Below are 20,532 nucleotides of genomic sequence, written 5' to 3'. Positions count from 1 at the left end.
AAACAAAAAAACAGATGGATACTCAAAATATATTATACATATCGATTACTTACAAAAATCCTGAAGTAAACTACTGGCAAGTTCCAGATGATTTGAGCCGGTTCCAACCACTTAATTTCATACGATTGTCTCCTAAGAACTTGCGCCAGTTTGAAGATATAGATAATTATAATAAGGAGCAGCTATCAAAGCTTAATTCTATTCATGAAGTAGTATTTCTTAACTACAAGAGCTTTCAAAACCAATTTGCAGAAATAAGAAATCATGACGCATATAAAATTATTGTAATATTAGCTGATGTTTGTTCCAAAGAAACACTTGATTCTATCAAGAAGAATGATAACGAAAATGGAAATACTTATTTATATTTATACAATAGCACAAATGAAGAATCAAAAATAGATATCGAAGTCAAGAATTTTGTTGTTGTAAAATCACCGTATGATTTTGTTGATAAGTTAATTGGTAAAGACATTATCAAACCAAAATTGAACGAGGCTAAAAATAGCTTTGTTGCATTTGGGCCCGTTAGAGCATTATTTTCCGTGTGTAATCAGGCAACATTAAATTATTGGACAAACGATCATGAAACAGTATCATATGAAGATGCTGTAAAAATTTCTCGCGATGTACTTACAGGTAGTAATGAAATTAGTCGAGAAGATTTAATAATTCAAAAATTACAAGAATATCATAAAATAAGATCTGAAATAGTACATAATTCCGGTATTGATGATCCATCAAATAAGGATACCATCCCAAGTTTAGTTCTAGCTTATCCATATCATAGTCCTGTGGTAAAGGAGCAAATGAAGAGAATAAAAGTAGCGATTCATAAAAAATTTGGTGTATCTGATCGACAATTTACTCGATTTTTGCAGGCAGAGCAAGACGAGCGCTACATAACGCATTTAGCTATACCTGATAATAAAGAAGACATTCAAGATCTATCAGATCTGGGTATCAATAGTGCTAGAATGATTCAAGAAAGAATAGTGTTTACCGATTTCGCTATATACCTTCATTCGGCTGTAAGCTTTTCAGCAGCTATTAGGTTACCAATAATTGGTCAATCAATTAATAGAGAACTGGGGTTCGTTAGGCCCAGTGTCTTTGGAAGACTTTCGAATGATAAGAACAGAAGAAGATTAAATAAAACAATTACTAAAATTGGCAAAAAAATTGGTCGAGATAGGATTACAAATAAGGTAAGTAACCGCATAGATAATTGGAAAGGCCAGATAACTGCTGTATCAGATTTACCAATTGAGTGGATGATATGTAGGGAGACTATTCTAAGCTTTTCACACGACGTATGTCGGATACCTGAGAGTCCATTGTCAAGTTTGGTGTCTCAATACAATAGTCAGTTTGAGCAACTATTTTTGACTCCAGATAATTTGGATTATAATAATATTTTGGTGGTTTATGGGAGTACTGAAGACAAATTTAAAGTGTGGCAAAATGAAGTAGATAAAATTGCTAATAAAACAGGTTTAAATACATGTTCTCCTAATTCGATCAAAGAACTTGTTAATTCTGTTAACGAAATCAATCCTACTCTTTTAGTTTTTGATTGTCACGGAGGAATAGGGGACGATAATTTTTCAACTTATTTATCAATAGGTAAGGAAAATTTGACTAATGAAGATATCGTTAAACATAATATTTCTGCTCCTATAGTTTTTTTATCTGCATGTGGCACAGCTCCAAATTTCGGTTTAATTGATTCTATTGCACAGGGATTCTTTCAAGCAGGTTCAAAATCTGTCACAAGTACATTTCTACCGATAGATATTAATCTGGGCTCAATAACTTACATAAATATGCTTATCCGCTTACAGGCATCAGTACATGATGGTGCCTATGTCAATTGGCTAGAATTTATAGCGGATATCGGAAGGAAAACTTATATTGAGTCAATAGTTGCAGAAATGCTACATTCTAATAATGGAGCAAAGGGAAGTATTGATAATTTACACACCGAGTGGTTGTCACAGCTATCAACTATTGATCTAAGAAAGCGGCTATTCAAATTTTTGTACACTACTGATAATAAGATGATTAAAAATGCGGTAAGTAAAGTCGTGCCTGAGTATTTATTTTATACCCATATGGGGAGGGCAGATTTAATAATATTTGCTAGTTCTTTGCATCAAAGAGATTTAGTAGGTAAAAATGTATATGTGAAATAAAATTAGCCCAACACAACAGCACAACCATTAAGCTAAGCCTAAAGTCCTTTCTGATTGCCCCCCCAAGCCACTGTTTTCCTGATTACCAGCTCACTTGTCGAAGTTCCAATGCCGTACGAACATAGCACTGGCCCGCAGGTATCGTAAAACTGCTAATGTGACGTTAGCTTATGTGGGCCACTACCTGGCTTTCCGATGATTTTTTTAGCTGCGCTGCTGCTTACGGCGGTCGTGGGTACGGCGATGTTGGGCCCGCATAATTTTGCGCGTTCGCTTCCGCCCGACACGGGGGCGGTAGGGCTCCGGGTAACTACTACAAAGTTCGAGCAGCATACGGATCTTGGCACGCCAGTTGCTCGGCCCGTCCAGATAAATGTGATAGCGGAACTGTTGCAGGATACCGGCCGTCACGTTGCGGTTCATCCGGTAAGTATATTTTCGGTGTTTGGTCTTTCTTGCGATCCGTGCTGCTACGGCCGCTTTGAGCGCGCGCTGCTGGTTGTAAAAGGCTAGTGTCGCCCATGGGTCCACACCCATCAAGTTAAGTCCCAGCGACACGTACCCTATTTGGCAAGAGCACTTGCCTCCGAAATGCTACCCGCGGTCACTGATGCCGTAAACTACACAAAGATGGAAGTCATACTAATGCGCCAGTGGGATGACAGACAGGTAAAGACGATCAAACGACGGCATCTTTTCTCTGTTCCTGAGCTTGAAGAGACTATGCTGTTGCTATATGGGGCAATCAGCGTCGCAATCACTAATTTTCAATTTAACCAGCCAACTGACCGTATTTAGCTAAATTTAGTCCATACACTGACTAAATTTAGCTAAATACAGTCAGTACGCGTACTTTTGCGCATCTTTAGTAAAAGGAAAACAGCATGGACCTAATCAAACGAAGCATCGAAGAACGAGTCATCGAGTACCTAAAGCCAAACAAGGTTGTCGTGCTGTTGGGTCCGCGGAGGGTTGGGAAGACCGTTCTGATCAAGCAAGTGCTTGCGAAAATTTCCGAACCCTACCTCTTGCTGCACGGGGAGGGTCAGGACGTAAGAAAACAGCTAGCGTACCGCAGCACGCAGCGGTACAAGAATATGATGGGGGACAAAAAGCTCCTCATCATCGACGAGGCGCAAAAGATTCCTGACATCGGACTCATCCTGAAGTTGATGGTCGACACCCTGGATGGGTTGAAAATTCTGGCTACGGGCTCTTCTGCGTTCGATCTCGAGAAATTTATGGGAGAGCCGCTTACGGGACGGAAGACAACGTTCCACCTATTTGCGCTTTCGGAAGGTGAGTTGAAGCAGACGGAAGACTTGTTTCAGGTAGATGCGAATTTGAGAAGTAGGCTGGTCTTCGGCAGTTATCCTGAACTACTGCAAATTCCTGAGGAAAATGATAAAAAGATCTATTTGGATGACCTGATAAATTCCTACTTGTTAAAGGACATTCTTGAATTCAACCTCATCAAAAATTCAGATAAAATATTACAGTTGCTACGGTTGATTGCCTACCAGGTAGGCAGCGAAGTAAGTTACTCGGAGCTGGGCAAGCAACTGGGCATGAGTAAAAACACCGTTGAACGGTATTTAGACCTGCTGAGTAAAGTGTTCATCGTGCATGCCGTGGGTGCCTGGAGTCGGGATTTGCGTAAGGAGATCGTCAAGGGGAAGCGTTGGTACTTCTACGACAACGGCATAAGAAACGCGCTCACTGGCGACTTGAGACCCATTGAGAACAGAAACGATATTGGTATTTTGTGGGAGAATTACATCGTGAGTGAGCGGATCAAGTATCAGAAGTACTCAAACATGCTCGTGTATAATTACTTTTGGAGAACCTACGACCGACAGGAGATTGATTGGATTGAAGACCGTGAGAGTAAGTTACACGCTTACGAATTCAAATGGAACCCTAAAAAGAAAGCGAAGCTTCCGAAGATATTTAAGGAGACGTATCCCAACTCTACTTTTGAAGTGATTAATAGTGATAACTATCTTGCTTGGATTGAGGCGTAAGGGGTGGACAAAAAGCACCACCAACAATACCCTACCTTAGTAGCCATGTGCCGCCTCCTCCCCCTGGTCCTCCTCCTCGTCCTCGTCCTCACCGCCTGTAAAACCCTCCCCCCGGAAAAGTTTCCCCAAGCCAACCTTGGTATCCGCACCTTCGTGGCGGACGATTCCCTGCGGCTCGTGCTGGTAAACCCGCTGCACTGCCCGGTGTACGTGGGGGCTGGTGCGCGGGAGGAAAACATGGACAAACTCCTGGAGCGGGACTTCCCTATCGTGCTGGCCCCGGGTCAGGACTCTTTGCGGTACGCTTACCCCACGGACCGGGACGAGGTGGCCTTAGGTATCAAACTCCGAATGGTACTGGGCGACCCCGCCGATACCGCCCGTTTCGAGCGCCTGGCCCTCCCCTTCCCCACGGGCCGGAGCTACGGCGTGCTGCAGGGGTACAACGGTTCGTTCTCTCACCATAAGGAGAATTCCCGGTACGCGCTGGATTTTAGCTTGGCGGTGGGAGACACCGTTTGCGCGGCGGCGGACGGCTTCGTCGTGGGGATGGTCGAGGGCTACTCCGAGGGGGCGAACAGTCGGAAGTGGCGGGATTACGCGAACGTCATCACCGTTTATCACCCCCGGTTTACCGGGTTTACTCAGTACGTTCATCTGGACTACCGGGGCAGCTTCGTGGAAGTCGGAGACTCGGTGCGGGCGGGCCAGGCCATCGGTCTGGCGGGGATGACGGGGTTTACCGCGGGGCCGCATTTGCACTTCAACGTGTTCGATACGCGGAGTAACGCCTTGTTTTCCGTTCCGGTGGATAGTATCGGGGATTACTTAGCTAGTGATTTGGTTAAGGGGGATCGGGTGCGGCATTAGCTTTGCTTTGCTGATTTGCTCTGCACCGGCGTCCGCGCCACAAGATAGTGAAACTCTCGGGCCAGCGCTAGTCAAGCCACGGAACCCAACCGGCGCTTGATTTGAGGTGCGCGTTTAAGAATGGTCGGTAGGCCATGATCCAAGAAATTATCGCGTCGCCCCCCCGGCCGTGAAGGCGTGAAATCCCCCCCTAATCAAATGGGGCTTAATGAGTTGGGAAGAGCGTTCGCTACTCGGGTAAGGTCGATCGCAAATCAGGTATAAGGTTAGGTGTCCAGCATACGGCAATTTCTTACTTATGGCTGTATTTTATCAACGCTAACTTACTCACGAAGCCGTGTAGATACTAACTTGGCAGACTTTTCGATGAAGCGCTAAAACCCAGCACACTTTATGAAGATTACGGTAATGAGCATTTTCTTTCCACCCGAGCGGGGTGCGGCTCCGTCTCGCATAATGAGTATGTGCAAAGCAATGCAAGCTAGGGGTTGTGATGTAGAAGTAATTACAGCATTAGCTAATTACCCCAAAGGAAAATTATTCGACGAATACAGCGGTAAACTTTTTGTGAAGGAAGAGATAGAAGGCGTTAAGTGTAGAAGATACTGGTTATACCCTTCAAATTCAAACAATCCTTTTGTACGCGTTTTTAGTATGTTTTCTTTTTCACTGAGCCTTCTCTTTTCACTGCCCTATTTGATTCATAGGAAGTCAGACATTGTTATTGTGCAGAGCCCACCGTTACTAGTAGGCTTAATTGGTAGTTGGTTAGGTCGGTTAGTAGGAGGAAAAGTCATTACAAATGTTTCAGATATTTGGCCAAAGACAGCGCTGGAACTGGGGGTAGTAAGTAAAGGTATTTCGTATAGCTTTTTTGAATTAATTGAAAGGTGGATGTATGAAGCTTCTCATGGACTCATGGCTCAATCCCAACAGACCGTCAAATATCTTCAAGGCGTTCAGGATAAACCTACATTTCTATACTATAACCTAACCGATCGTTTTCCTTTCAATGGCAAAGAGTTGGATAAAACAGAATTTAAAATTGTATACGCCGGGTTGCTAGGAATAGCGCAAGGTATTCATCAGATTTGCGAGGAAATTGATTTTCATGAATTAAATACGACCTTTCATATCTACGGTGATGGGCAAGAACGCTCACGAATTGAAACATACGTCAAAGAGAATGATAAGAGAGGCATTTTTTTGCATAAAAGTATTCCTAAGTCGGAAATTTCAGAAATGCTTGCTGGTTTTCACGCCACAATCGTACCCCTGAAAAAACCAATTTATGGTGCGTTGCCTTCTAAAATCTTCATGGCTATCGGGTCACAACTTCCAATCTTTTTTTCGGGAGAAGGGGAAGGAAGAAGTCTGGTAGAACAAAAGGGAATAGGCTGGGTTAGTCCATCAAATGATTATAGAAGACTGGAAGCAAACATCAAAAAGGCCGTTAGCGAGGCAGGAGAATATGAAACCAAGAAGGCGAATATTGCAAGAGCTCTAACCGACGATTTCAACTACGATAGTGCCCAGGATGAATTATTGAAATTTTTGAAAGAACAAACGCAACGCAAACGGGGCGACCATACATCGATTTAGAATACGTAACCCAAATTATAAAACTTGTTTAGCAAAAGATTTCAAAGCACTTTTGGATTAAGGTCGGCGGCAAGTACATTACCGTAACCTTCACCGCAACTACGTTGAATCAGTATTCAAGGGTGCGGATACAATTGCAACTCCAAGTTCACTACTCGTTCCTGTTGAACTCAACTGAAGGTCGTATTTCACCTGCTTACAAGCGAATCAGCTACGGCTCTTAATGCTTTATTAGTTACAACGATTGAGCAAGTGAACACCTGACTTTTTAGGTATCTCAAGACCATACTTGAGTGGTAAAGGGCATTAAACACGTCGTTCTGACACCTTAAAATACTTCGTGGCTTATCCTTTAGCTTATAGGCAACTTAGCATAGTTTAGCTTTTCTTCATCAATCGTGTGCTCGTTGTTCTTCACGAGTTGATGGTTTCAGCTATCCCACTGATACTTCGCTTTTGGTGGTATGTTTAACTGTTCTTGATTACCTTGCCATCATAACAGCTTGAGCAGCCGAGCACTCTTTGTCGGTTAATTAACTTCAAATTGACTACTCTGCTCAAATGCTGATTCTTAAAGTAGCTCAGCTATACACTTAACACACGTCCTAATTTTAAATATGAAAGACAGCATAGTAGTAGTCGGTTTAAATGAGATTAATTTCGACTACATCAAAGCTTACATCGAACGTGGAGAACTCCCTTTCTTTAAAAGGTTATTGGCTAAGAACAAACTAATTGAAACCGTTTCCGAAGACAAGCACCAATTGCTAGAACCTTGGATTCAATGGGTAAGTATTCAAACGGGTAAAACTTACGAAGAGCACAAGGTCTTTCGGCTGGGAGACATTACGGAGCGAAAGGACCTCGGTCAAATCTTCGAAGAAGTTGAGAAGAAAGGTAGAACGGTAGGGGCTATCTCGCCCTTCAACGCAGATAACCGCCTGCAAAATCCGGCCTTTTTCATTCCAGATCCGTGGACTGAAACAAGTACTGCTGGCAGCTGGGTCCTCAAAGGTTTATCAAAAGCAGTTAGCCAAGCTGTAAATAATAACGCAAAATCAAAAGTTTCTGCTAAGTCTGTTCTGTCTATTTTATTTAGCTTGTTGCTACACGTCCCGGCAAGTCGAATGATCAAACAGTATCCAAGACTCCTCTTGAACAGAAATAAAGCTGGCGCAAAAGCCATCATTTTAGATAGTTTACTTTCTGATACCTTCATCAAACTACTAGAGCGAAAAGAATCTAATTTTTCCTGGCTACTATTAAACAGTGGCGCTCATATTCAACACCATTATCTGTTCAACTCCGAGGTATATCAGGGAGTTTTGAAAAATCCAGCGTGGTATTGTGAAGAAGGCCACGATCCGTTGTTGACCATCTTACAAGAATACGATGGTACGCTAAGTCGCATTGACGGACTAGGAGCAAAACTAATCGTCTTAACCGGCCTACACCAGAAACCCCATGAATGTGTAACTTTTTACTGGCGATTAAACGAGCACCGTGCCTTTATGAAACGGATAGGGATCGATAACTTCACCAAGCTACTTCCCAGAATGTCAAGAGATTTTCTGATCGAATTTGATACCGAAGACGATACCAAGAAAGCGGAAAGGATTCTTGGTTTTTTAAGGTCAACTAATGATGGTGTCAATATCTTCACCGTGGACAACAGAGGGAAGAGTATTTTCGTGGAGATGACTTACCCCAATGATATTGACGATGCGTTCTCCATCGTTTCTGATTCAATCGGTACGGTAAAAGCGTTCAAAACGTACATTTCTTTTGTGGCCATCAAGAATGGGGAGCATACCGGAATTGGTTATGTAACCTCTAATTTTGATTTACAATTAGCAGACAGCATTGCTTTGGTTAAAATGTACGACAAAATCTTAGACATTGCTTGATCGGTTGTCGAAGTGTATGGTGGAAAAAAGTTGTGGATACTAGTTCTTTAAGGTGATGTCCAATTGTCTGCGAATATTGCGAGGACAACGGTACTCCCTAGCTGTCGACTCATTATCAGTGATAATCGAAAGTGCGGACTAACGGAGCATTCTCTTCCGGATAAAATTGTCGATAGGAATCGTATTGTCTAAATCTACGGTAACGTTAGTCAAAGTTATAGGTCATAGTCAAAAGATCGGCGAAGGTAACGGCCAATCTTTGTGCTGGGACAGTGCTGTTGAAAGCGATCGCCTGCTGGTAAGGCCCTAGTCGCACTTCGGCATCGGTCCACTTAATGGTTAGTAGCCCAACCTTCAGTACATCCGCAGTAATTTTCGGTTGGACCCGATAATCAAAATGAAGGTAGGCAACTCCCCGACCAACGATCTTATCGGTTATGGTGAAACCCGCTTTATGCCGGGTAAAAATTCGATGATGCACCTCATCGTATCCGTCCTGTTCCGCACTAATCATACTTAGATTGTCCTCCAAGACAATGGTTTGCGCCCGGCGACCCACCCGGAATTGAGCCCAGACATCCGAAGAACTTCGTGCGGCGATTTCCACAGTATTGTGAGCGGCCGTACTCCTTTCGAGCCGGCGTCGTTCATTATTCTCGTAAGTCGAAGTACCGGTATCCACGATTATCGGCTTGGCACCAACATTTAAGCAGAAAGTAAGATTATCCGCATGGGTGTGGCCGACTACGTGATCGGGGCCGATGGCCGCCACGTCGATCCAAAGATCAGCGATAGCCCAGGACCAGCGGCGGTATCCGGAAGCGGACAGAGCACCACGAATTAGCGACAGACCAAGCGACTCCGCATACCGCAGCACTGATTCAAGGGATGGCGCAATACCGCTGGTAGCGTCGTTGAAGTGGGGAAAATATCCAGCATCGTCACAAATAGCTAGTAAATAGGATAGTTGCCGCTCCAGTTTTTCCTGTAATATTGACCTTAAAGTATCTGTCTCCTTTAGTAGCGAAAATAGATCGAGACCCCGCCACGACAAGGTAAGTTGGTACATCACGCTGAGTTGGTAATGAGCACCATCGGCGAGGTATTGCTCTTTTATTTGAGACAATAACAAGTAGTCTGCATCTTCTCGGTGCTTCCCGTCACCCGTGCACCTCGCCACGTAAGCCAGCGCATACGCATTTTCCAGTAAGTGGTTTCCATCCAGGCGGTATTCCAGTTGTTGCCAAAGGGCAGTTTCCTGGCGAATTAACGACGCTATAACGTGCTCCGGAATAGGCGAATCGGTAATACGAAAAAATTGTATCCAGTTAATCATTCTTAATGACAACGAATACGGTTCCCAACCATCGATGTGCGTGGTTTCTTTACTGATCCAGTCATTGATGAGTGCTTGTCCGATTCTGGGGTCAAGACCGGGTTGCCGAAGGACTTCAAAATAGCTCAGGTTATAGGTCCAAAGTTTACCGTGTAGGGAATAGTTCCAGTCGATTTGAGCAATGCTTGAAAAAGATGCCGTTAAGTTCAAAAAATTGAAAATAGCCGGCTGTCGGTAGGCTTCAGGAAACGGCGTGGTGTACCGTACTATTTTTACCTCGAGGGGAACTAGTTTCCACTGCCTTACACGTTCCCTTTGCACCCGCGTCCGCGCCCAATCTTTTGGACGGATGCGCCGAAACCTATGGTATAATTCAAAGATGATCTGGCGCGGACGCAGGTGCCGTATAGTATGGAAGTAGCGCTTGACAGTGATCATAACGGAGCTTGGGGGGGGATTACCGGACGTAAGGGTTAGTACGGTTCCGCAAAGATAGGTTTTCTCACTTTTCCCGGACGTCCGTCGGTAAACCCGGGGTGATTATGCTTTTCTTGCCGATATACCCCCGATCGGCTGGCAGCTTATGCCTTTAATTTCGAAGCGGTTCGGCGTTGACTCAAAAATAACGCGTTGCAACTGACAGCAGCTACTAGCTTCAAAACTCACCCTGTCCGTGATGGTTCCGATGACTCCTTTGGGGGTCTACTTAGGAACCTACTTCGCTGGGCGATAAGGACGGGCCAATAGGGTGAGCACACTTCTCGGGGTGATCTTAGCCCATTCGGGCAAAAAAGAGGTAAGTTTGTCGAGCGGCAGCTTAAGTGTTATTTTAGAAGTCTTGGTCGGCCCCAAAAGGCAACTAGCCCGGGCTGTTCTTTTGGTGAAATGTATAGCGGTCTGATGACGGCAATAAAACCATGGTCAACGAGCTACAATGCCCTGAATAGTAGATATCAACAGAAATTATGAGTAGTCCCGTGAAAAATATTTTAGTTATCGGTGGTGGAATTGCTGGAGTAACGGCCGCTTTTGAAATATCTAAGAACGATCGATACGATATTACGCTCATGGAAAGAAGTGACGTTCTGGGAGGGTTAAACAGTACGGAAAATTTTGATGGCAACCTGCACGATATAGGAACATTTATCTACAATAGCAAGCACCCGCTAATGACCACGTTTCCCTTTCTAAAAGAGGCGTTGGTTACCGTAAAGCATGAACCGATCGTATTGCTGGATAAAGATAAAACAGACGTTCATCCAATAAGTCTGAAAGGATACTTGAGAAATCATGGAGTCACAAATTTCATCAAGTCCATTTCCTATTTGATCCTGGATAAATTCCGGTACAGGAACTATACAACCTTACCTGAATACTGTAAATATTATTTAGGGTCTTTAATCTACAATAAGAGCGGGCTCAAAGGTTACATAAACAGGTTGTACCGAATGAACGACGACGAAATCGATATTAAATTCGGACAGTCTAGAATGGCTAATTTATCAAAGTATTCTCTTCGAAAACTAGTTTTATCCCCCGGTAAAATTTTCAATAAATATTCTTTTACTGGGAAAGAAAGTCAGAACGAATCACACTACGCGCGACCCAGGCAGGGCTACGACCAGGTATACAGCGCGCTTGAATCGGAACTATCTAAGAGAAAGGTGAAGGTGCTCAAAGGCATAAATATTACCTCAATTCATAAGGTCGAGCGCAAATTTATTGTGGAGACAAAGGATAGTAGCCATTCGTACGACAGAATTGTTTCTTCCATCCCGGTCGCGGCTATTCAACGGTTAATCGGAGTAAAACCTACTTATAAGTTTAAATACATGGGACTAACTACCCTACACTTCACCGGAAAGGTTATTCCCGACAACAATGCGATCTACAATTACACTAAAGACGGCTACTGGAAACGGATGACCGTGTTCTCAAAATACTACGGGAAGGCAAATGGACAAGACTACTTCTCCGTCGAGGTAACTATCGATAAAGAAAACAGTATTCACGTGGACGATCTTATTCATGACTTTATCTCGTTCTGCGATAAATACAATATTGCGACGGACTTGAAAAATACGGGACACACCTTAGTCCCATTCGCATACCCTGTTTTTGAAAAAGGAGAAACTACCTTGATTGAACGCGAGCTACAAGTCGTGAAGGATTTTGGAATAGACCTTATCGGTAGGCAAGGTACGTTTGAATACCTATCATCCGGAGAGACCATATTGTCGACGAAGAACTATGTAAATTCCGAGTTTACAACGTGATGAGCGCTCCTCAATTCAAAGCCTCCGGAGCAACGTGCGCAAACTTAGGCACCGTCACCTCAAACAGCACCTCCCGCCCCCGCCGGTCCTCACGCGACATGATGTAATTACCCTGCATAAACCCAATCCGCGTCTCGAACTGCACCCAACTGGTGTACTCATGGGACTGCCCCGGCAGGATCGTCGGCTGCTGCCCGACGACGCCTTCGCCCTCCACCAAGCGGCGCTCACCCGTTGCGCTGATCACCTCCCAACGGCGGGCCAGGAGACGGATGGGCCGGGCACTGTTGTTCTCGATCTGAATGCGGTAAGAAAAGACGTACTGGCCGTTGGTCGGCTCGGAGTACTGGCGCTGAAAAGTGCTCTCGGCGCTTACTTTTACTTCGTTGGTAGTGAGGGTAACCATAGGGCTTGGATTGTGGCTTGCGAAACTAATAACCCGACGGCTATTGAATTATTGTCAGGATAGTACACCCTTAAATACCAATAACGAAGGGGATAGGTTGTGGTGAGAGTCAGCAGTTTATGACGGCGCGCCGGCAACGGCGGGTAAAACTGGGACCTGAGAAACCTCGTCGCACCACTCCACAAAAGCAAAGCCCGAGCGTCCGTACGCTAGCTAACTTGATGTTGCTGCCGTACGAACGTTCGGGCTATGAACCTTTAATTATGACGTGTTGACCTAGAAAGGCAGGTCGTCAGACACTTCCGCATCGAGGTCACCACCGGAAGTGGCGGCATCCGAAAAGTCAGGCCCGTCGGACTTAGGCGCGGCGGCAGCACCACTACCCGCACTCACGCTTTCCACGCGCCAGGCGTTGAGGTTGGTGAAGTACTTATCCTGCCACTGTCGGCCCCGGAGGTCGAAGTGGACTTTGATCTCGTCGCCTTCGTTCAGGTCTTCGATGATCGCGGTGCGATCCTGAGTCGTTTGGAATTTTACGAAGTTGTCGTACTGGCCGCCATCGTTGGCTTTGATGACAAAGTCGCGCACCTTAAAGGATTCGCCTTTAGTCTCAACTTCGTATTTCTTGACTAGGGTTCCGGATATTTCGTAGGACATGTTGTTGGTTTTTACTTAGTAGTAATGTGTTTAGGGCCGTGCTTGTTCCGTTTTGCTAAGGAGAAGGTTAGGCGGAAGAATAGGCTAGTAGGCGGTAGTCTGGTAGGCGGTAGCTAGTAGTCTTACAACATTAGCAAATATAAGAACTCACTTACGAAGCCGTACGGCAGTCTACCGCCTACCGCATAATTCTCCCTACCCGCCTACTCTTCCTACCGCCTATCACCTCGTTTTCTCACAGCCACCCTCACAATTCCCGTAAAGATTCAACGAGTGCGAAGTCACCTGAAAATTAAGAATATCCCCCATCATATCCTTAATCTGCTGCACGCGCGGGTCGCAGAATTCCAGCACTTTGCCGCAGTCGTTACAAATCAGGTGATCGTGTTGCTTGTAGCCGTAGCTTTTCTCGTACTGCGCCAGGTTCTTACCGAACTGGTGCTTTTTGACCAGGTCACAGCTCACCAACAACTCTAAGGTGTTGTACACCGTGGCGCGGGAAACGCGGTAATTGTTCGTCTTCATGTGGATATAGAGCGACTCGGCGTCGAAGTGATCGTCGCGCGAGTAAATCTCCTCCAGAATGGCGTACCGCTCCGGCGTCCGGCGGGCTTTGCGCGTGCGAAGGTGCTCGGTGAAGAGTTCTTTGACGACCTCGATATCGGTGCTAGCTTTGGTTTGCATTATTGGTCTTGTGGTCTTTGGTCTATAGTCTTGAGTTTACAGTTTAAAGTCCGTGGTCTGCACCATAGACTATAGACCACAGACCCAAGACCATCACTCTTCCCTCGAAACGGTTGAGACGTCCGGTAAGTTTTTCAACGCTTGAATCGCCAGGTAGAGCTGATCGGTGTTGCGGACGAGCAGAGCAACTTTGGCCTCGAAAAACCCATCTTCGCCGGAGATGTTGAAGCTACGGATGTTCAGGTCCATCTCCGTAATCTCGTGACTGATGTGTTCGATGACGCCGGTGCCGCCGTCCAGGCCGGTGAGCCGCAGGTTGGCCACGAAACTGCTTTCGCTAGTGCTGACCCACTCGGCCCGCATGATCCGGTAGCCGTAGTTGGCCATGAGGTTCTGGGCGTTGGGGCAGGTACTGCGGTGGATCTTCAGGCCGGCGCCGGTGGTGAGGTAGGCGAATACCTGGTCGCCCTGCACGGGGTTGCAGCAGTTAGCCATCGAGTATTCCAGCTGGTCGGCGGGCTCGCCGTTGATGAGCAGTTTCGTAGCGCCGGGCTCGCGGTGGTGGCGGGGGCGGTGGATGGTTTCCTGGTCACGCGGTTCTTCGGTTGGTAGCTCGACGGCTTTGGCTACCAGTTTACCGGCTTCGACGATGAAGGGTTCGAGCGCGTGCGCCATGGTCAAATGTTCCTGCGTCAGCGCGTAGTACAATTCGATGTGGCTGTTGTCGAAATGGTACTTGGCCAGTGTATCCACCGCCTCGTTAATGTCGTGAATGTGGAGCTTTTTCAGACGCCGGTGGAGGGCCTCCTTCCCCAGCTCGCCCGCTTCTTTCCGCTCGGCCTTCAGTGCCTGGCGAATTTTCGAGCGCGCCTTACCCGTCTGCACCATCTTCAACCAGCCCTCGTTCGGGTGTTGCTGCTTGTTAGTAATTACTTTGAGCCGGTCGCCGTTCTGTAGTTCGTAGCTGAGGGGGACGATCTTCTCGTCGCGCAGCACGCTCTGAGTGTGGTAGCCGACCTGGGTGTGGACGGAGAACGCGAAATCGAGCGCCGTCGACCCTTTCGGAAGCGTCCGCATGTCCCCGTCGGGCGTCCAAACGTAGACTTCCTCATTGAAGAAGTTGTTAGCCCGGAAATCACCGAGGAACTGCACGGAATCTGCACTCGGGTCGTCGAGGATATCGCGCACGGAATCAAACCACTGCTCGTAGACGTCGGGTTGGTTGTTGACGCCCTTGTACTTCCAGTGTGCAGCAAAACCCCGCTCGGCGATCTCGTTCATGCGCTCGCTCCGAATCTGCACTTCCACGAAGCGCGCTTCCGGGCCGACGACGGTCGTGTGCAAGCTTTCGTAGCCGTTCGATTTCGGCAGCGTCACCCAGTCTTTGAGGCGTTCGGGGACGCCCTTGTACACTTCCGTTACGACCGTGTAGGCGCTCCAGCAAGCTAGCTTTTCCTTGCGCGGCTCCACGTCCATAATGATGCGGACGGCGAACAGGTCATAAATCTGCTCGAACGGCACCTGCTTTTTTTTGATCTTGTTAGAGATGGAATAGATCGACTTCGGCCGGCCAAAAATGCGGTAAGCGTACCCCAGTTCGTCGAGTCCTTCGCGCAGTGGGTCGATGAAGTGTTTGATGTAATCCTCCCGCGTCCGCTTCGTTTCCCGCAGCTTGCGGGCTACGTCCTGGTACTCATCGCGTTCGAGCACTTTCATGCACAAGTCGAGAAACTCCGAGCGGAAATTATAGAGGCCGAGCCGGTGAGCGAGCGGGGCGTAGATGTAGCTCGTCTCGGCCGCGATCTTAAACTGCTTGTGCTCGGGCATGGACTTGATCGTCCGCATGTTGTGCAACCGGTCGGCCATCTTGATGAGCACGATGCGAACGTCGTCGACCAGCGTACTCAACACCTTTTTAAAGTTTGCCGCCTGTTGGCTCTCATTCTGGTAGGCGCTGTCGAGCTTCGTCAGGCCACTCACCATTTGGGCGATCCGGTCGCCGAAGCCTTCGCGAATATCGGCCAGGGTAATGGGGGTGTCTTCGACCACGTCGTGCAGCAGGGCGGCGCAGATGGCAGTCGGTCCTAAGCCAATTTCTTCGGCGCAGATTTTGGCTACGGCGATGGGGTGGTACATATAAGGCTCCCCCGATTTCCTTCGCTGGTAGCGGTGGCTGAAGTTGGCCAGTTCGTAGGCGCGCAGCATCTGCTCCCGGTCCGCTTTGCCGTAGGCTTTGGCCAGGTGGGTGAGCATTTCGTCGTAGGCGGCGCGGAGCTCGGTTTGTTCGGTTACGGTGGTTTCGATTACTTCGGCCATGGGGTGCGGGTCGCTTAGGGCGTGTAAGTTAGTTCAGAATGGACTTACGTGATGTAACAGGCGGGGCGGGGGTTTTTGTTGTGGGCGGACAGGTACGTAGGGCGCTGTCGCGGGTGCCGGGGTTCTTAGAAAAGCAGGGTGGATCAAATGAATTAAGGTATTCGGGCTGTTTTAGGTAACTAGGCAAAGCATCCGGACGCTCGGAGGACTCCCGCCGCTACGCTCCGGGAGACGCTCCGAGGTCCTGTACATCTGAATACTTGCAGTAAATCCAGGTCCTCGGAGCGTCGATTTCAGGAAAGTAGCGCAGCGAAGTTCCTGAAATGGTCCTCCGAGCGTCCGGACTGTTTTGGGAAGCGAGGTAGTACCTCAAATCAACCTATCCCCTACCAACAAACTATCTTCGCTCACAGCAACTCCCCCCATGCGAACATTCTTTTTCTTACTACTCCTGTTTACGATAGCCACCCAGGCCACCGCCCAAATCAGCGGCCGCGTACTAGACAAAGACCAAAACACCCCGGTAGCCTTCGCAACGGTAAGTCTGCTGGCCGCTAGTGACTCTTCACTAATAAGCGGTACGGTGACGGGAAGTGAAGGCGAATGGTCACTTGGTGGGGTGGAAACCGACAAAAATTACCTGGTAAAAGCCAGCTTCATCGGGTACGCGGATAGGTACTCGGTACTTTTTTCCGGCAACGCGGCTCCTTCCCCAATTACCCTGCACCTGCGCTCCGCGCCCAACATCTTACGCGCCGTGGAAGTGACGGGCAAGCAGCTGACGGACTTGCACCGACTGGACCGGCAAACCTTCGACGCTGAGCAATTCGCCAACGCACGCGGGGGAACGGGGGCCGACGTGATCGCCAATTTACCGTCCGTTTCGGTGGATGCGCTAGGGGAAATCTCGGTGCGGGGGGCGACGGGGTTTACGGTGTTGATCGACGGCCGGCCCGTACAAAGTAACCCCGCGACCATCCTCGCCGGACTACCCGCCAACGCGATCGCGAGCGTGGAAGTGATCACGACGCCGGGCGCGCAATATGACCCCGACGGGAAGGCCGGCATCATCAACATCGTCACCAAAGCCGGCAGCCCGGACGGATGGAGCGGCGTGGCGAACGTCAATTACGGCCTGCCGAGCGTGGAAGATTACGGCAATAAAGATCCGCAACGGCGCTACGCCGCGGACGTGAACTTGGGCTACCACCAGGGAAAGTGGGACCTGGGCTTCGGCGCAAACTACCTGCGTGACGATAACGCCGGGCGGCGGGAAGGCTACGTAAATACGATTGTCAGCAACGTCCTCACCGAATTCCCCAGCGACGGCGAGCGGAGCCACGACCGGGAAAGTTATACGGGCCGCGCTTCGGTGACTTACCGACCGGACGGCAAGCAGACGATCAGCGCTGGATTATTAGCCGGAAAAAAGACCGTTTTCCGAACGGCAGATATCCTCTATCGCGACCAAACCCGCGTAATTCTCCCTCGTTTCCCAATTGCGCCGGAAACCTATTATCAGGATTATTTGGACCGGGGGGAAGAAACCAGTGAAGGGAACATTCTTGACCGCCGAACCTATTACAACGAAAACCTCCGCGTCCGCCGCGGCGACTTCTACATCGCTTCGGTGGACTACGCACTCGACTTCGGCGAGGGCCGGAAATTAAGCCTTTCCGGGCTCTACGAACGAACGGTACTCGGTGGTCCGACGGATAACTTAGTCATTCCCGAGCGGGGTTCTTTGGATAGTTTGCAGTATCAATTTAATACGAACGATAATCCGTTGGACGGATACCGATTTAATGTGAATTACACTACTAAGATTGGCGAACTAGATTTAATCACCGGCTACCAATTCCGCTATCTCCGCCACCCGGGCTCCTTCGTTTATCTCGACCGGGATTTTGCGAACGGCGGCTTCACCGAAAACCCTTTATTTACGAACGGCATCACGCTGCGCCGCGACGTCCACGCTGGGTTCGGCCAGGTAAGCGGGACGACCGGCAAACTGGAATACTCCGCCGGTTTACGTTTAGAATACTTCGACCGCTCCGTCAAACTCGACCGCCCCGACACCACCTACTTACTGGATCGGTTAAGCCTGTACCCTTCCGCCAACCTACTCTACCAACTCGCCGACGGCTGGAAACTCAAAGCCGGCTACAGCCGCCGCATTGACCGGACGACGACCTTCAAAATGACGCCCTTCCCTGAGCGGGAGCACAACGAGACGCTGGAGCAGGGGGATGCGGAGTTACTCCCGGAAGTGAGTGACCTGGTGGAACTCGGTGCGGTGGCCAACTTCGGTAACAGCTCCGCTTTCGCCACTGCCTACTACCGGCGTACGCGCGACGCTATTAATCGGGTAAATACTATTTTTAACGATACTATTCTGAACCGGATTTACACCAACGTCGGCGTGGCGGATGCGTTGGGTCTGGAACTCGGTTTCACCGTTTTCCCGACCGGTGGCGATTGGCGCGTTTCGCTGGGAGGCAACATCTACCGCTACCAGATCACGGGCCGGGTATTTGGCGCGGACGTAGATGCCGGGAATTGGGTGTACAGCATTAACGCGACGACGGACGTGGACCTTTTCGGTCAGGCGGATTTACAGCTCGGCGTGAATTACCTCTCCGCGCGGGTAACGGCGCAGGGGCGGGATAGCCGGTTTTTTAATCCGTATTTAAATCTGCAACGCGAGTTTACCAAGCAACGGCTGACGGTCAGTTTTCAGTGGCAGAACATTGGCCTCGGGCTTTGGGATAATAATCAGCAACGGATCACGACCAGTGCGCCGGACTTCTTTACGACGACTAATTATGTTTATGAGCCGGACGTGCTGCGGGTGGGGGTTGGGTATCGGTTTAGTGGGCGCAAGGACGGGACACGGGCGGTGGGGAGTGAGTTTGGGGAGCGGGAGTTTTAGATCGCAAAATATTTGAATGGGCTTGCTCGATGACCTAGCTTCTTCGCTCTTGGCTGTTGTCCCGGCACCTGCCCCGATAGCTATCGGGGCCAACAAAACATTACCCTACCAGCGGTGATCCCAATCAAAAGAAACCCCACAAGTCAACAACAACTCCACCCGCCCGTCGACCCGCTCCCCGTCGCTCTGGAACAAAGCCACGGAATCGTGCTGCCGGGCAAAACGTGTTTCGGCGCGAACGTATGCCGACGGAGCCGGCCGGTACTGCACCCCCGTAGTCAAGCCACTGAGCCGTAACCCGGTCGGTGCCGCCAAGGCGGTTGCCGCAACCCGCCCGCTAATGATGCCGTCCGGATCGTCGTAGGTTTCCAAGCGTGCCGTGAGGTTCCAGCGGTCGCCGATGGCATAATCCGCCGTTAAGTAAGCCCCGACCATCAGCCCGGCCGCTCCGGGGTCGTCGAGCTCACTGTTACTCTGGGAGGCGGTAGTGAAGTTGATGACTGTGCGAAAGCGATCGGTCCACGCCTGGGTCCAGTACAAGTTGTTGACCGCCCGGAACTGTTTGGGGCGGCCGTCACCTTCAAGCCCTTCATTACCGAATAGGTTATTGTAGGTGATCGACGTGCGGTCGTTTGGGCTGTAGGTGGAAGAAAGGCCGAGCGATTTAGCATCGTTATTATCCACAAAAGAATTATAGCCGTTCAGCAGCCAAAGCTGGAACGACCACCGTTCATTCGCTTCGTAACTCGCCCGCACCCCCGACTGGTAAAAAGGCTCGTTCCAGCTCAGGTAGGCCGTAGAGCTGACGTACTTGGCGCGCGGGAAAATACTTTCGTAGCCAATGTGCGTGGCGAAAAACCCGGCGTCGACCCATAATTTTTCCGCCAGGCGAAAACCGACGTTCGCCCGTTGAATTTGGCTGTAGACCGGCGACCAGGAACTCTCGGGAATGTCGCCCATGTGCATCGTGAACTCGCTCCGTACCCGCGGCCCTTCGTAGTTTATGGAAAACTGTGCGACGTTGAGTCCAAAATTCTCGTCCCGGGGGCCAGCCGACAGGAAGCTGCCCAGTGCACCGGCATCGTCCGTGCTGCGGCTGGCGTAGCAGGCATCTACGTATCCCCCGAGCGTAACCCGGTGGCGCGTGGTATCCGAATCAGTTTGGGTGAATAAAAACTGCTGACACGAAAGCAGACAGAGAAAGACCAGAATGAATCGGTGCACGGAAGATGTTTTGAATACTAGTAGTACGGGGTAAAGCCCTTGGGAGCTGGCCAAGACTAGCGTAGTACGAGCCAAGTAGCTAATTGTTTGTTCTTTCGCTCAG

General features: G+C 48.8%; 14 protein-coding genes. 7 read left to right on the top strand and 7 right to left on the bottom strand.

Features of this window, described 5'->3' with window-relative positions; genetic code table 11:
• The first annotated feature begins 14 nt into the window (after window positions 1–14).
• Window positions 15–2,195 (top strand): hypothetical protein, encoded by a 2,181-nt coding sequence (locus GGR27_RS17240; protein WP_168039644.1) that lies wholly within the window; start codon window positions 15–17, stop codon window positions 2,193–2,195.
• Between the two features lie 204 nt (window positions 2,196–2,399).
• Here GGR27_RS17240 and GGR27_RS17235 read toward each other — a convergent pair whose 3' ends face one another.
• Window positions 2,400–2,753, bottom strand: coding sequence for a hypothetical protein (locus GGR27_RS17235; protein ID WP_168039642.1), 354 nt, complete (start codon window positions 2,751–2,753; stop codon window positions 2,400–2,402).
• A 326-nt stretch (window positions 2,754–3,079) separates the two neighbouring features.
• Here GGR27_RS17235 and GGR27_RS17230 point away from each other — a divergent pair, with 326 nt between their 5' ends.
• The 4 genes from GGR27_RS17230 (at window position 3,080) to GGR27_RS17215 (ending at window position 8,598) form a co-directional block, all read left to right on the top strand.
• Window positions 3,080–4,219 (top strand): ATP-binding protein, encoded by a 1,140-nt coding sequence (locus GGR27_RS17230; protein WP_168039640.1) that lies wholly within the window; start codon window positions 3,080–3,082, stop codon window positions 4,217–4,219.
• Window positions 4,220–4,264: 45 nt separating this feature from the next.
• Window positions 4,265–5,089: a M23 family metallopeptidase gene (locus GGR27_RS17225; protein WP_168039638.1), complete on the top strand. Its 825-nt coding sequence runs from the start codon at window positions 4,265–4,267 to the stop codon at window positions 5,087–5,089.
• Between the two features lie 393 nt (window positions 5,090–5,482).
• A complete protein-coding gene (locus tag GGR27_RS17220) occupies window positions 5,483–6,691 on the top strand; it encodes a glycosyltransferase family 4 protein (protein WP_168039636.1) in 1,209 nt (402 codons plus the stop codon).
• Between the two features lie 617 nt (window positions 6,692–7,308).
• Complete coding sequence (locus GGR27_RS17215; protein ID WP_168039634.1) at window positions 7,309–8,598, top strand: hypothetical protein; 1,290 nt, start codon at window positions 7,309–7,311, stop codon at window positions 8,596–8,598.
• A 205-nt stretch (window positions 8,599–8,803) separates the two neighbouring features.
• Here GGR27_RS17215 and GGR27_RS17210 read toward each other — a convergent pair whose 3' ends face one another.
• Entirely contained in the window at window positions 8,804–10,372 is a 1,569-nt protein-coding gene (locus tag GGR27_RS17210) for a heparinase II/III family protein (protein WP_168039632.1), read from the bottom strand.
• A 539-nt stretch (window positions 10,373–10,911) separates the two neighbouring features.
• Here GGR27_RS17210 and GGR27_RS17205 point away from each other — a divergent pair.
• Window positions 10,912–12,210: an FAD-dependent oxidoreductase gene (locus tag GGR27_RS17205; RefSeq protein ID WP_168039630.1), complete on the top strand. Its 1,299-nt coding sequence runs from the start codon at window positions 10,912–10,914 to the stop codon at window positions 12,208–12,210.
• 10 nt (window positions 12,211–12,220) lie between these two features.
• Here GGR27_RS17205 and apaG read toward each other — a convergent pair whose 3' ends face one another.
• The 4 genes from apaG to GGR27_RS17185 form a co-directional block, all read right to left on the bottom strand.
• Window positions 12,221–12,616 carry a Co2+/Mg2+ efflux protein ApaG gene (gene apaG / locus GGR27_RS17200; protein WP_168039628.1) on the bottom strand — a complete coding sequence of 132 codons (396 nt, stop codon included), beginning with the start codon at window positions 12,614–12,616 and terminating at the stop codon, window positions 12,221–12,223.
• A gap of 276 nt (window positions 12,617–12,892) precedes the next feature.
• Window positions 12,893–13,273: a DUF3127 domain-containing protein gene (locus GGR27_RS17195; protein ID WP_168039626.1), complete on the bottom strand. Its 381-nt coding sequence runs from the start codon at window positions 13,271–13,273 to the stop codon at window positions 12,893–12,895.
• A 222-nt stretch (window positions 13,274–13,495) separates the two neighbouring features.
• Complete coding sequence (locus GGR27_RS17190) at window positions 13,496–13,957, bottom strand: Fur family transcriptional regulator (protein ID WP_168039624.1); 462 nt, start codon at window positions 13,955–13,957, stop codon at window positions 13,496–13,498.
• A 93-nt stretch (window positions 13,958–14,050) separates the two neighbouring features.
• Window positions 14,051–16,273: a RelA/SpoT family protein gene (locus GGR27_RS17185; RefSeq protein ID WP_168039622.1), complete on the bottom strand. Its 2,223-nt coding sequence runs from the start codon at window positions 16,271–16,273 to the stop codon at window positions 14,051–14,053.
• A 424-nt stretch (window positions 16,274–16,697) separates the two neighbouring features.
• Here GGR27_RS17185 and GGR27_RS17180 point away from each other — a divergent pair, with 424 nt between their 5' ends.
• Complete coding sequence (locus GGR27_RS17180) at window positions 16,698–19,205, top strand: outer membrane beta-barrel family protein (protein WP_168039620.1); 2,508 nt, start codon at window positions 16,698–16,700, stop codon at window positions 19,203–19,205.
• Between the two features lie 105 nt (window positions 19,206–19,310).
• On the opposite strand, the gene GGR27_RS17175 is transcribed toward GGR27_RS17180, so the two are convergent.
• Entirely contained in the window at window positions 19,311–20,429 is a 1,119-nt protein-coding gene (locus GGR27_RS17175) for an outer membrane beta-barrel protein (protein ID WP_168039618.1), read from the bottom strand.
• Between the last annotated feature and the right edge of the window lie 103 nt (window positions 20,430–20,532).

The sequence above is a fragment of the Neolewinella antarctica genome (genome assembly GCF_011927835.1).
In the GTDB taxonomy this organism is placed as follows: domain Bacteria; phylum Bacteroidota; class Bacteroidia; order Chitinophagales; family Saprospiraceae; genus Neolewinella; species Neolewinella antarctica.
The sequence above is the reverse complement of the archived record's forward strand: the minus strand, read 5'-3'. Positions and strand labels throughout refer to the sequence as shown.